Source organism: Vibrio sp. 10N.286.49.B3 (assembly GCF_002873395.1).
In the GTDB taxonomy this organism is placed as follows: domain Bacteria; phylum Pseudomonadota; class Gammaproteobacteria; order Enterobacterales; family Vibrionaceae; genus Vibrio.
The window spans coordinates 23,687-37,708 of record NZ_MCUV01000028.1; the positions used below are offsets into that span (position 1 = coordinate 23,687).

The window sequence follows — 14,022 nt, forward strand, 5'->3', positions numbered from 1 at the left end:
CAAAGAACCTTAATACTACCGGTGTGACCAATCCAGCATTAACTACCAGAAGGTTTGTCGGCGTTTAGCTCGGGCAATGATATTTTGCGGCATACGCATCTCAAGCCCCTGCCTTAATACGGCAATACGCTTGTGCAAACGCTTATCGGAAGTGACCGAGTTATACAGCCAGCGATAGGCATCTTCATAATCGAGTGGACTACCGTAATCACGTAGCAGTAATTCGGCTAAATGGATCTGCGCTTTGATGTTACCCATCGCGGCTGCTTCTCGTAAATAAGGGATCGCACGCTCTTTATCTTGCTGCACTAACGTCCCACGAGAATAGTAACGACCAAGCTGTTCAAGTGCCGTTGGTAAACCCTGATGAGCGGCATTTTCCATATAGTATAAACCCAGCTCAACATCTTTCTCGACACACACGCCCCACGCCAGCATATCACCGTAAAGAAACTCATAAGAAGGTAAACTAATGCGAGTTGCACGCGCCACGATATCTTCAACCAATTGACAATTATCCGCCCTCACCTGCTTTAGGTGCTGGTTTTGTTCAATCATCTTAATCAGTTCAACTTCCGTATATATTGCTACCGGCGCACCAATATCCGCCATAATATCAGCGTAGCTAAAGGTCGCTTTGAATGTCAATAATAACGAGATCGCTATCGTGGGTAACTTCATGTCAATACTCTTGGCTTAACTAGGCTTATTCGAAATAGGGCGATATTTGGTATTTCGAGGCTATTTAACGTATCGGCAAATAGAGTGAAGTCTTTAGGAGAATTATCAATTAATGCGCACAAAAAAACCGACTACTAAGAGCCGGTTTTTATCTATCAAATGTTCATCATCAACGCTTATGCGCTAAATGGGTGAACCTTGATGATTGTTTCGTTACGATCTGGGCCTGTTGATACGATATCAATTGGCACGCCAGTTAGATCTTCAATACGCTTGATGTAATCTAGAGCAGCTTGTGGAAGCGCGTCGATAGATTGTGCACCGAAAGTATTTTCAGACCAACCAGGCATTGTTTCGTAGATTGGCGTTGCTTCTTCAAATGACTCAGCAGCCATTGGAGAAACTTCTAGGATAGAGCCATCTTTCATCTTGTAACCAGTACAGATTTTTAGCTCTTCTAGGCCATCTAGAACGTCTAGTTTAGTTAGACACATACCAGATAGAGAGTTAATTTGAACCGCACGACGCATAGCGACAGCATCAAACCAACCAGTACGACGTAAACGGCCAGTTGTTGCGCCGAATTCGTGACCAACATCACCTAGGTGCTTACCTACTGGGTCTTGTTTTTCTAGACCATCGTATAGCTCAGTCGGGAATGGACCAGAACCTACACGAGTACAGTATGCTTTAGTAATACCTAAGATGTAACCGATGTGACGTGGACCAAAACCAGAACCAGCAGCAACGCCACCAGCAGTAGTGTTAGAAGACGTTACGTATGGGTAAGTACCGTGGTCGATGTCAAGAAGAGTACCTTGAGCACCTTCAAACATGATCTTGTCGCCACGCTTACGCGCTGCATCAAGAAGATCAGTTACGTCAACAACCATTGACGTTAGCATGTCTGCGTAACCCATTACTTGCTCTAGAACTTCTTCGTAGCTTACTGTTTCTGCTTTGTAGAAATGCTCTAGTTGGAAGTTATGGAATGCCATTACTTCTTTTAGTTTCTCAGCGAATGCTGCTTTATCGAAAAGGTCACCAACGCGTAGACCGCGACGAGCAACTTTATCTTCGTAAGCAGGACCGATACCACGACCTGTTGTACCAATTGCTTTTTTACCACGAGCAACTTCGCGCGCTTGGTCGATAGCAATGTGGTATGGAAGGATCAGTGGACATGCTTCTGAAATGAAAAGACGCTCGCGAACTGGGATGCCGCGCTCTTCTAAAGGTTTCATTTCTTTAAGTAGAGCATCTGGTGACAGAACGACACCATTGCCGATAATGCACTCAACATTATCGCGAAGAATACCTGATGGTATTAAGTGAAGAACAGTCTTTTCACCGTCAATAACTAGTGTATGACCTGCATTGTGACCGCCTTGGTAGCGAACCACATATTTTGCATCTTCAGTTAAAAGGTCAACAATTTTACCTTTTCCTTCGTCACCCCATTGGGTGCCTAGAACGACTACGTTATTTCCCATCTTTCCAATTCTGCCTGATAGTTAAAAAAGGATTCTAGCACCGAACGAGAGTTTTTGCAGGTATTTTTTAAGCACTACTGGAAAATAATGAACCGTAAATTATTAACAAATATTAATAACAGATAAACAAAAGGCTCCTTACGGAGCCTTTATATTCGGGCAAACTTTGCCTTCAACTAAATAACAATAGCTTACAATCCAATAATTTAACTATGCACTATCAACCACATAGTTATGCATCAAATTGAACTTTATTGCGCTTACTTCGTTGGAGCACCATTTGCGTCGTTCATGTACTTGAAGAAATCACTCTTAGGATCAAGTACTAGCATATCGCTTTTCGAAGAGAACGATGATTCGTACGCCGTTAATGAACGTAGGAAACCGTAGAACTCAGGATCTTTGCTGTATGCTTCAGAGTAGATAGCCGCTGCTTTTGCATCTGCATCACCACGCGTTACACGTGCTGTTTTGTCTGCTTCTGCTAATACTGTTGCTACTTCTAGCTCAGCTTGTGCGCGGATAACTTCTGCTTTTTCACGACCTTGAGAACGGTGCTTACGAGCAACTGACTCACGCTCTGCACGCATACGACGGTAGATTGATTCACTGATTTCGTCCGGTAAGTTGATTTTCTTCATACGGAAGTCAACAACATGAACACCTAAATCATTCATCGCACTCTTGCGTGTATCTTCAAGAACATTATCCATGATCTTGTCACGCTCACCATCGATCTCCAATGCTTCTTTTGTCACTTCAGAGACAAGATCAACATCAGCGATATCATCAGGCAGAATGTCTTTATTACGAGGACCGGATACAATCTGTTTGATTTCACGAGAACCGATTTCAGAACGCAGTACATCTGTCACTTTACGCTCAAGAAGCGCTTGTGCCGTTAATGCGTTACCACCACCGGTTGCTAGGTAGTATTGACCGAAATCTTCGATACGCCATTTCACGTAAGAATCGATGATTACATCTTTTTTCTCAGAGGTAACGAAACGGTCAGAAGTACCATCCATAGTTTGGATACGTGCATCTAATGTCTTCACACCATCAAATAATGGCATTTTGAAGTGCAGACCTGGTTCGTAGATACGAGACATGTCGTTGTTATCTTTCAATACACGACCGAAACGGATTACGATGCCACGTTCGCCTTCAGGAATAACAAAGACGGACATCAGCATAATCGCTAACGTAACAACAAGTAGAGGGATTGCTAACTTACGCATGTTTAAAATCTCCCTTGACGAGTAGTGCTTGAACGATCATCGGTTGAACTGCTTGGCGAAATATCAGTGCGTTGAGACTCAAGCTCAATGCCATCATAAACTGATGAAGATGAAGACGACTGACGCGTTGATTTCGTGCCGCTGTCTTGACCTGCTAGTTTATCGATTGGTAGATAAAGCAAGTTGCCGCTCGACTCAGAATCAATCAATACTTTCGACGTATTGCTGTAAACTTCTTCCATCGTATCCAGGTATAGACGATTACGTGTTACTTCTGGCGCTGCTTGATATTCTGGTAGTAGTTTCTCAAATTGAGCCACTTCACCCAGTGCACCATTGATTGTACGCTCAGTATAACCTTGTGCTTCTTTCTTCAAACGCTCAGCTCGACCTGTTGCTTTTGGAAGAATTTCATTTTTGTACGCTTCTGCTTCACGGATGAAACGCTCTTCATCTTCTCGTGCTGAGATTGCATCATCAAATGAGTCTTTTACTTGCTCAGGTGGACGTGATGATTGGAAGTTGACATCAACAATCGCTAGACCCATATCATAGTTATCAATGATACTGTTTAGCGTAACTTCCGTGCTTTGACGGATTTGTTGACGACCGCTAGTTAGGATGCTGTCCATCAAAGAGTCACCAATAACAGCACGTAGCGCTGAATCAGTCGCTTGACGTAAACTGTCATCCGCATTAGTCACACGGTATAGGTACTTGTATGGATCAGAGACACGGTATTGAACACCCATCTCAACCGTTACTACGTTTTCATCTTTAGTTAGCATGGTGCCAGATGCACGTAATGAACGAATGGCTTCCACGTTCACTGCTTCATATTCATCAATGAAACGAGGACGCCAGTTAAGACCCGGGTCTACAATGTGGTCGTATTTACCTAAACGAAGTACAACACCTCGCTCAGCTTCGCCAATGGTATAGAAACCAGCAAAGAACCAAATTGCCGCTGCGATAACAGCAATGACACCGATACCAGCAGCTCCGCCACTACCACCGATCGAAGGGCCTTTACCACCCTTACCAAACTTACCACCCAGCTTTTGACTCAGTTTACTAAACACTTCGTCTAGATCTGGTGGACCTTGTTCTCGGCCGCCACGATTATCTTGCTTACCCCAAGGGTCATTATCGCGGCCATTGTTGCCGTTGTTATTTCCAGGCTCATTCCACGCCATTAGAAAGCTCCATCATTTGATATGACGTTATACTGTAGCAGTCCTTTAAGTAACGATAAAGTCACGTAAAACTGCCCCTTCTTTTTTTTCAAGTCTAGACCAATCTGTCAGCTGCATACGAATATCGATCAACAAGTTACCATCTTCATCATATTCTTCATGTTGAATACAATTCATTTGGAAAAATGTACTGCGGATCCGCCCTTGATGTAATGGCGAAACCTTCAGTTGATATTCGACGATTTGAGTTACGAGGCGTTCAGTTAACGCCTCAAATAACAGATCGATTCCACGCCCGTCCATTGCTGAAACCCAGACGGTGCGAGGCATACCTTCTTCATCTCTTTCGATGCGAGGCTGTTGACCTTCCAAATTATCAATCTTATTCATAACAACAAGAGTAGGCACTTCATGCGCGTCTATCTCTTCAAGTACATCATGAACAGCTTGAATGTTCTCACGAAAACGCTCATCACTAGCATCTACAACATGTAACAAAATGTCAGCTTCTTGCGTTTCTTGTAGTGTTGCTTTAAATGCCGCTACTAAATCATGAGGCAAATGACGAATAAAACCAACGGTATCCGCTAGTATTGCCGTCCCAACATCATCTAATTCAATTTTACGTAGCGTTGGGTCAAGTGTTGCAAACAACTGGTCGGCTGCATAAACACCTGCGCGTGTAATTTGGTTAAATAGCGTTGATTTGCCTGCGTTGGTATACCCGACCAATGAAATGGTTGGGATCTCAGCGCGATTTCGAGCTCGCCTACCTTGTTCTCGCTGTTTTGCTACCTTCGCTAGACGGCGCAAAATGGCTTTAATTCTATCGCGTAATAAACGTCGGTCGGTTTCTAACTGAGTCTCACCTGGACCACGTAAACCTATCCCACCTTTTTGTCTTTCAAGGTGAGTCCAACCACGAATAAGGCGTGTTGATAGATGGCGCAATTGAGCCAGTTCTACTTGCAACTTACCTTCGTGAGTTCGAGCGCGCTGCGCAAATATATCGAGGATCAAACCAGTACGGTCTAACACTCGGCATTGGCACAGCCCTTCAAGGTTACGCTCTTGGGCAGGTGAAAGGGCATGATTAAAAATCACAATCTCAGCACCCGTCAATTGCACAGCCTGCGCAATCTCTTGAGCTTTCCCCTCTCCAACATAATATTTAGAGTGCGGTGCCTGACGACTACCCGTAATAACCTGTAGTGTCGACACCCCAGCAGAAGAGACCAGCATTTGACATTCGCTTAAGTCGTCCCACTCACCCTCTTGCGAGAAATTAATATGAACAAGTATGGCCTGCTCACCACCTTCGTAACGGTCAAACAATCAACCTACTCCTTACGATAGCTTTCACTGTGTAGTGACAATAATTAATCTTCGGTTTTCTCTTGAGTACGGTCTTGACCTGCTGAACGTTCTGTATTGTGGTGACTAACGGCACGAGCAGGAACAACAGTAGAAATTGCATGCTTGTACACCATTTGGTTAACGGTGTTTTTCAGTAGGATTACAAATTGATCAAATGACTCGATTTGACCCTGTAGTTTAATACCATTCACTAAGTAAATAGACACCGGAATGCGCTCACGTCGTAGTGCATTTAAAAACGGGTCTTGTAAAGATTGCCCCTTAGCCATTTTTATTTTTCCTTATTTGATTTTCTAATTGTAATTATTTAGCCGGTATGACAAACCATGTCACCACCAATAGGCACTGCCTTTGCTTCAAGCTAAATGAAAAAACACTCTAATAATCATCGTTATTACTACAGCTTATATAAAGCATATTGATCTAACAACTTAATTTCAGAGCATAATTACGCAAAAGCGATCACATTATACACAGCAAATCTATTCAGATGCTATTGCCGCTGAAAGAGTTTCGACTGCTTGTTCAATGTTTTCGCTATCCAACCAAGTTAAATCATCCCAGCTGCGTAACCAGGTGATTTGTCGCTTGGCTAATTGACGGGTCGCACAAACACCACGAAATACCGCTTCGTTAATATCGCACTTGCCATCCAAATAGTCCCACATCTGACGGTAACCAACGCAACGGATAGAAGGAAGATCAGGGTGAAGATCGTCTCGGGCATAGAGCGCCTTCATTTCATCTTCAAAACCTGCTTCAATCATTTTCTCGTAGCGCAGTTCAATACGACGATGAAGCTCTGCTCTTTCTTTTGGTGCGATAGCAAATTGCTTCACATTAAATGGCAGTGCTTCACCCTTCGTTTTTGTTAGCTCTGTTAAAGTTTTACCTGAAATTCGGAAAACTTCCAATGCCCTAGATAATCTTTGTGGATCATTAGGGTGAATTCTTGCTGCTGATACAGGGTCGATCTCTGCTAACTGATCGTGCATCGCTTGCCAACCGAGCGTTTGTGCCTCTTGCTCTATCTGTTCACGAATCTGCACATCGGCAGCTGGCAATGGTGATAAACCTTCTAATAATGCTTTGTAATACAACATGGTTCCACCAACGAGTAGTGGAATTTTACCCTGTGCTACAATTTCATTCATTTGTTCTAATGCATCACGACGAAAATCCGCCGCCGAGTACGCTTGACTCGGATCTAAAATATCAATTAAACGGTGAGGGGCTTGCGCTAATTCCTCGGCGTTTGGCTTTGCTGTACCAATGTCCATTCCTTTATAAATCAATGCTGAATCGACACTGATTATCTCAACAGGGTACTTTTGACGTAGACGTATGGCTAAATCCGTTTTGCCTGATGCCGTTGGGCCCATTAAAAAGAGCGCTAAAGGTAATTTCTGGTTCATAATAGTCGTTTTTATTTATGCCAACAGCGTCGCTATCGAGGCCGAAAAATCAACCGGAGTGACAAACTGTTTATCATGTAAAGGGAGTTGACCTTGCCAAAGCTGCTCAAGTTCCGCAACAATTTGAATTGCTTCAGATAAAGTGTAGCTGCTTTTTACTTGAGTCGTATGAATTGCCAACCAATTTTGCAATTGCGCCGCATTCACACCTTCTTCTGCTTGCGAAGACGAGATCGAATGTAAATAAGATAACAGATCCGCTATCAATTTTTCTAAGTTTTGCTTTCTCAAGGGCATAGGAACTCCCATGATCATAACAGCTTGCGGATTTCGCACTTTAAGCTGAATCCCTAACCTCTGCAAAACCTCTTGATAATGTTCAAGTTCTTGAGTGAGTTCTTTACCCAGTTTTATCGATTGTGGCACCAATAATGGCTGACTTTTTAACGCTTGGTTCTGGCAGTCTAATTGAGCTAAAACACGTAAAAACTCACCACGCTGCAATGACATCAACATGCAGCCGGTTTTCGCGCCGAGCATGACAAAGCGTTGATCAACAATACAGATCGCCTTACCAATATCAATTTGCTCATGAGGGGTTTGCATCAGCGATTGATAAGCGGCCACTTCACGTGCAGAAGGTGGCGGCGTTGGCTGATAATTACTGGCTGCTGAGCGAGAGTAACTATCATTGACCTGACGAGATCCAGCAGACGTCGAAGGTGATGATGACGAAGTCGATGGAGACTTTCGGGGATAATCGGGCGTATTGTCTATCGCAGAGAAAACGCGCAAAGGAACCGAGTCTTGGTCCTGGTCTTGGTCTTGGTCTTGGTCTTGGTCTTGGTCTTGGTCTTCAGTATGAAAAGCCGATTCACTCACTTTAGGCAAATCAACATGTTCACTTTGCGCCAATGCACTGCTTAACGCTTGATAAATAAAGTCATGCACTAAGCGAGCTTGATGAAAACGCACTTCATGTTTAGCAGGATGAACATTCACATCGACCTGATGCGGGTCAATTTCAATAAATAGAATATAAGTAGCAAATTGCTCTGGGCGCAGGGTATTTGCATAACTTTGGCGGATAGCATGATTGATCAATTTATCGCGCATCATACGCCCATTAACATAACAGTATTGCAGATCGTTTTGCTGACGAGCCCCTTCTGGCGTCGTCACCCAACCGTGTAAGCGCAGTCCCTGATGCTCCAATTCAATATTGAGCATGTGACGCACAAAGCCACTCCCACAGACAGCAGCAATACGCTTTTCAGCCTGAACTTGAGTTTTTGATGCGCGATATTGACGGATCATTTTGCCGTTATGACGCAGGTTAATCGTCACATCAAAGCGACTCAACGCAATGCGCTTAAGCAGTTCATCAATATGGTTAAATTCAGTCTTTTCGGTGCGCAGGAATTTACGTCGAGCAGGAGTATTAAAAAACAGGTCCAGCACCTCAACCGACGTACCAATCGGATGGGCTGTTGGCTCAAGCTTCACGGTCATATCACGACCTTCACTGTAGGCAGCCCATGCTTGCTCTTGCGTTGCTGGGCGTGAAGTCATGGTTAAACGCGCCACCGAACTAATACTCGCCAGCGCCTCACCACGAAAACCTAAGCTAACGATCGCTTCCAGATCATCTAAACTGTGGATCTTAGAGGTAGCATGACGACTCAGTGCCAAGCCAAGTTCATCTTTAACGATGCCCTTACCATTGTCACGCACACGGATAAGCTTAGCGCCACCTTTCTCAATATCCACATCAATACGAGTCGCGCCAGAGTCTAAGCTGTTTTCCACGAGCTCTTTGACTACCGATGCAGGTCTTTCTACTACTTCACCCGCAGCTATTTGGTTAGCCAAACGGGCAGGAAGGATCTTAATCGTCATAATCTACTCAGCTTATTTGTGTGGAATAACCAACACTTGTCCAACGGCGAGTCCATCAGAGCGCAAGTTATTCGCCTTACGAATCGCATCCACCGTCACACCATACTTAGCTGCAATCTTACCTAAGAAGTCACCACGTACCACTTTATGTTTTCTTAATGGTATGTCTTTCACTTGCATGGTGATTTTCAGCTTTTGACCTAGACGTAACGTATCAGAACGTAGGTTATTCTCACGTTTAATACTTGCCACAGAGACTTTATAACGACTGGCAATCTTACCTAAGTAGTCGCCACGTGCCACAACGTGCGTGATCTGCTTAGTACTGGTCGTTGCCGCTGCACTGCTTGAAGATGAAGACGAGCTTGCAGACGAAGAAGCACTCGATGAACCACCCGGAATCGTTAACTCTTGCCCGACTCTTAAGCTGTCTGATTTTAAGTTATTCGCCTTACGAATTGCCGACACGCTTACGCCATATTTAGCCGCAATTTTACCTAAGTAATCACCACGGGCGACCTTGTGTTTTTGCCCTTGCACACGGTGAGCAACCATAGTGTCTTCCGGCGGATTCGCTTCCACATAACTGATGATCGCCTTCGCAATGGAACGGGCTAACTTACTTTGGTGATCACGCTGGAACAATAACTTCTCTTCCGTCGGATTAGAGATAAAGCCGGTTTCAATCAATACCGATGGGATCTGTGGCGAACGCAAAACGGCCAAACTGGTATTAATCGGTTTACTGTTATGTAGACGCGTCACCTTCCCCATCTCACCCAAAATAGCAGTCGCTAACTTATAACCTTCTTTTTGCGAGTGACTGAATTGTAAATCGAGCAAAGTTTGGTTGACGTTGCGATCGTTAAAGTCTTTGATTAATACCGTTCCCGTACCACCGAGCATTTCAGATTGTTTCTCATGGTTTTCTACCCAGCGAGAAATTTCTGTATTCGCACGGCGAGTATTCAATACAAACACCGAACCACCACGTGGCTGTGGCGTCGTAAAGGCATCGGCATGAATCGAAACTAACAGGTGCGCTCTATTCTCATCCGCAATGGCAACACGGCGGTTAAGGTTGACAAAGTAATCCCCGTTACGCGTTAGCATCGCTTTAAAACCTGGGCGCGCATTGATCTCTGCGACCAGCCTTTTCGAAATCATCAAGTTGACATTTTTTTCATACTTGCGAGTTGGACCAATGGAACCAGGATCCGAACCACCATGCCCTGGGTCAATCACAATCAATACGTCTTGGCGCTGGGTTTTCACCGATTTGGTCACGGTCGGTTTGCTTGCCGTCGATTTAGCCGCTACCGTTGGAGTCACATTGCCTTTGGGATGAATAAGATCAATCACCAAACGATGACCTACCTTCTGAGCAGCATTTGGCGCTAAACTAAAAATCTTAAACTCAACCTTGCCCTTTAACTCAAACACCAAACGCGTGGTGGTTTTCTCTGGCGGAGTACTTTTTCGGATCTTGGTCAGCACTTTACTCTTAGACACGCTCATAGGCAGCGCGGCTTTAAGCGTGGTATTGCGCAGGTCGAGCACCAAGCGATCGGGCGTAGTCAGCATAAAGTCTTCATGCTTCACCGCCGATGCTACATCAATCACAATACGGGTTTTCTCTGCAGTTGGTCCAACACGAATACCTTCTATCGTATTAGCCCATACTACGGACGGAAAAATCACACTCCAAGACACGGCTATCCATATGACCGCTAAAAAACGCTTCATGCTTAATATCACCTCAGCTGACTCAGCAGCGTTTGTCCATAGTCATTATTAGCCGTTAACGTCGCTATACGCTGCTCACCGTCGTAACGTATATCAATATCTAAATCAGGTTGTGGTAATAGACCTTCACCCTTTTCTGGCCATTCCACTAAGCAAATCGCATCATCAGTAAAGTAGTCACGAATACCCATAAACTCTAACTCTTCAGGATCAGCAAGACGATAAAGGTCAAAGTGATACACCTGCCAATCGGCTAATTGATACGGTTCAACTAAAGTATACGTTGGGCTTTTTACATTTCCTTGATGGCCAAGAGCACGAACAAAACCACGGCTAAAGGTTGTCTTACCCGCCCCCAGATCGCCATGCAAATAAATGGTCGTCTGCTGCAAGCAACTTTGCGCTAATTGAGTGCCAAGTTGAATCGTAGCTTGCTCATCTTTAAGGGTAAACTCTGCTTTGGTCATAGGAAATATGCTCTAAATATCGATTAGCGACTGTATAAAAATTAAAAGAATAGGAATAGTAAACTGTCTTGGTTTTATGAGACAAGCGATCATCGGTCAGAATGGAGAAAAATCATCATTTAATTAAATGAATTAGCCCGATATTGACTTTGATTGTAGCTGTACAAAGAAAAAACACCATTCCTGATCACAATTCTAGCTTCTACTAGGAAGATCCGTTAAGATCCGAGCCCATTTTTTTCTCCCTTTTTCTATTTATCCATAAAGTGATGCCGTTATGAATTACGACCAACTCGCACAAGAAATTAAACGCTGGGCTGCTGAGCTTGGTTTTCAAAAAGTCGGCATCTGCGATATAGATTTAGCGGAGCACGAAGCCCCTCTACAGCAGTGGATCGATGCCGGTCACCATGGCGATATGGACTGGATGGCACGTCACGGAATGATGCGTGCACGCCCTGAAGAGCTACTGCCAGGGACTCTGCGCGTTATCAGTGTACGTATTGATTACCTACCACCAGAAGCGCAATTTGCCAGTAATCTTAGCGATCCTACCCAGGGCTATATTAGTCGTTATGCATTAGGTCGTGATTACCACAAACTAGTGCGCAACCAATTGAAGAAGCTCGCACAAAAAATAGAACAAGAAGTCGGACAGTTAGGCTATCGTCCTTTTGTTGATTCTGCGCCAATCTTAGAACGCCCACTGGCACAAAAGGCTGGTCTTGGTTGGACAGGCAAACATTCCCTTATTTTAGATAAAGAGAGCGGTTCGTGGTTTTTCTTAGGTGAACTGCTTATCGATCTACCTTTACCAGTCGATACCCCAAGCGAAGATGCCTGTGGAAAATGTACCGCTTGCATGACCTCTTGCCCAACCAATGCCATCATTGATGAAAAGGTCGTTGACGCTAGACGTTGTATCTCTTATCTGACGATTGAATATGACGGCGTGATCCCAGAAGAGTTCCGTTCTGCTATTGGTAATCGTATTTATGGTTGTGATGACTGCCAACTCGTTTGCCCATGGAACCGCTTTGCCCCACTAAGCCCACAAACAGACTTTCACCGCCGTTCGACTTTAGAGCAAGCAGACCTAGTTCAATTATTTGCTTGGGATGAAGCACTATTTCTAAAAAATATGGAAGGCTCAGCGATTCGCCGTATTGGTCATACCCAGTGGCTACGTAATATTAGTATTGCGATGGGTAACGCTCCCTACAGCGCAGAGATCGTTGCTGCGTTGCAAAGTCGCATGGGGATAAGTGATGTGCTAGATACTCACATACAGTGGGCGCTAGAACAGCAATACCAGCAACTGCCAGGTGATCTTGCCCTATCAGAACAAGCAGCATCAGAACAAGCAGCATCAGAATCACTAGCCTTAGATAAAGAAAGAGATAAGAAAAGAGACAGCAAGAAGAGTCGTTTGATTCGTATTGTGCAAAAAGGCTTACCAAGAGACGCATAAGCTTACACTTGATGCATAAAAATCAGGTTATCCACAAGAAATAACAACTCACTACGATAATTGTGCAAAAACAAATAAGCGGTGAATAAACGAAAAAAATAAATGTGGACAAAATAATATATAACCAATCAAACCTATGAAGTTCTAAAAGTTAAACACAGCAGCAATAAATGACTAGGATCAAAAAACAAGCACTTAATGATCTTTATTACACTGTGGGGATAGGATTAATTATAAGATTATAAGATTTAAAAACAACAACTTACAGAAAATTGCTGTTTGAAAACAGCTAGTACAAAACTGAAAGATCTTCTAGTTTTACCCTAAAAAAAGCATAGCAAAAGACTTTATCAACCAACTTATCCACATTAAAAATATGTGGATAACTCTGTTAATAGGCATGAAAAAACCACAACTGGTAAAAACCTAAGTCGTGTATTAATACAAGCATCCTGCTGCTATTTATTTAAGGCAAACGAAAAAATCACCACGAATGGTGACGTTGCTTTATTTTTTTGGGGGTTCATGCTTCTCAGCATTAGAAAGAGCGATATTACTACCGTTTAAGGTTAACTGGAGAATAGTTAAAAGCCTTAAATACAAAAAACTAGCATACAACCTTAAGAGCAAGGCTAGATGCTAGGTAATTGATTGGAGCGACACACGAGGTTCCCTAATTCTTAAAACAAAAAGGCGTGACCTCAACCTTGGTAAGGTTGCACTCTTACGAGCGGGTGTTGCTTTCCCCATTTTCTATAAAAGAAAGTGGAGCGACACACGAGGTTCGAACTCGTGACCTCAACCTTGGCAAGGTTGCGCTCTACCAGCTGAGCTAGTGTCGCATAACAAACCGCTCTAATGAGCCATTCATCTTAATGTGGTTGCGGGAGCTGGATTTGAACCAACGACCTTCGGGTTATGAGCCCGACGAGCTACCAAACTGCTCCATCCCGCGTCCGGATGCCATTGTTTAAAGTACAATAGGAACTTATTACCAACAACTTTCGAAAAAGAAATTGGAGCGACACACGAGGTT

The 14,022-nt window shown here is 43.8% G+C and carries 11 protein-coding genes and 2 tRNA genes; 1 reads left to right on the forward strand and 12 read right to left on the reverse strand.

Annotated elements, in window-relative coordinates; all coding sequences use genetic code 11:
* Nucleotides 1-42: 42 nt before the first annotated feature.
* The 10 genes from BCU68_RS10570 to tsaE all read right to left on the reverse strand — a co-directional run bounded on the left by BCU68_RS10570 (nt 43) and on the right by tsaE (nt 11,515).
* Nucleotides 43-681, reverse strand: a complete 639-nt coding sequence (locus BCU68_RS10570) for a tetratricopeptide repeat protein (protein WP_102564720.1) — start codon at nt 679-681, stop codon at nt 43-45.
* 176 nt (nt 682-857) lie between these two features.
* Nucleotides 858-2,174 carry an adenylosuccinate synthase gene (locus BCU68_RS10575; RefSeq protein ID WP_102564721.1) on the reverse strand — a complete coding sequence of 439 codons (1,317 nt, stop codon included), beginning with the start codon at nt 2,172-2,174 and terminating at the stop codon, nt 858-860.
* Nucleotides 2,175-2,434: 260 nt separating this feature from the next.
* The gene (gene hflC / locus BCU68_RS10580) at nt 2,435-3,415 is read right to left on the reverse strand and encodes a protease modulator HflC (RefSeq protein ID WP_102564722.1); all 981 of its coding nucleotides are present in this window, start codon (nt 3,413-3,415) and stop codon (nt 2,435-2,437) included.
* A 2-nt stretch (nt 3,416-3,417) separates the two neighbouring features.
* Nucleotides 3,418-4,611 (reverse strand): FtsH protease activity modulator HflK, encoded by a 1,194-nt coding sequence (hflK, locus tag BCU68_RS10585; RefSeq protein ID WP_102564723.1) that lies wholly within the window; start codon nt 4,609-4,611, stop codon nt 3,418-3,420.
* 45 nt (nt 4,612-4,656) lie between these two features.
* Nucleotides 4,657-5,946 (reverse strand): ribosome rescue GTPase HflX, encoded by a 1,290-nt coding sequence (gene hflX / locus BCU68_RS10590; RefSeq protein WP_102564724.1) that lies wholly within the window; start codon nt 5,944-5,946, stop codon nt 4,657-4,659.
* A 44-nt stretch (nt 5,947-5,990) separates the two neighbouring features.
* Nucleotides 5,991-6,257 carry an RNA chaperone Hfq gene (gene hfq, locus BCU68_RS10595; protein WP_102564725.1) on the reverse strand — a complete coding sequence of 89 codons (267 nt, stop codon included), beginning with the start codon at nt 6,255-6,257 and terminating at the stop codon, nt 5,991-5,993.
* Nucleotides 6,258-6,470: 213 nt separating this feature from the next.
* The gene (gene miaA, locus BCU68_RS10600) at nt 6,471-7,403 is read right to left on the reverse strand and encodes a tRNA (adenosine(37)-N6)-dimethylallyltransferase MiaA (protein ID WP_102564726.1); all 933 of its coding nucleotides are present in this window, start codon (nt 7,401-7,403) and stop codon (nt 6,471-6,473) included.
* Between the two features lie 15 nt (nt 7,404-7,418).
* Nucleotides 7,419-9,302: a DNA mismatch repair endonuclease MutL gene (mutL, locus tag BCU68_RS10605; RefSeq protein ID WP_102564727.1), complete on the reverse strand. Its 1,884-nt coding sequence runs from the start codon at nt 9,300-9,302 to the stop codon at nt 7,419-7,421.
* A 12-nt stretch (nt 9,303-9,314) separates the two neighbouring features.
* Nucleotides 9,315-11,048: a LysM peptidoglycan-binding domain-containing protein gene (locus BCU68_RS10610; RefSeq protein ID WP_102564728.1), complete on the reverse strand. Its 1,734-nt coding sequence runs from the start codon at nt 11,046-11,048 to the stop codon at nt 9,315-9,317.
* 8 nt (nt 11,049-11,056) lie between these two features.
* Nucleotides 11,057-11,515: a tRNA (adenosine(37)-N6)-threonylcarbamoyltransferase complex ATPase subunit type 1 TsaE gene (gene tsaE / locus BCU68_RS10615; RefSeq protein ID WP_102564729.1), complete on the reverse strand. Its 459-nt coding sequence runs from the start codon at nt 11,513-11,515 to the stop codon at nt 11,057-11,059.
* A gap of 277 nt (nt 11,516-11,792) precedes the next feature.
* Here tsaE and queG point away from each other — a divergent pair, with 277 nt between their 5' ends.
* Nucleotides 11,793-12,986: a tRNA epoxyqueuosine(34) reductase QueG gene (queG, locus tag BCU68_RS10620; RefSeq protein ID WP_102564730.1), complete on the forward strand. Its 1,194-nt coding sequence runs from the start codon at nt 11,793-11,795 to the stop codon at nt 12,984-12,986.
* Between the two features lie 766 nt (nt 12,987-13,752).
* Here the strand turns inward: queG and BCU68_RS10625 are convergent.
* Together BCU68_RS10625 and BCU68_RS10630 are read right to left on the reverse strand one after the other, a co-directional pair.
* Nucleotides 13,753-13,828, reverse strand: a tRNA-Gly gene (locus BCU68_RS10625).
* A gap of 36 nt (nt 13,829-13,864) precedes the next feature.
* Nucleotides 13,865-13,941, reverse strand: a tRNA-Met gene (locus tag BCU68_RS10630).
* Between the last annotated feature and the right edge of the window lie 81 nt (nt 13,942-14,022).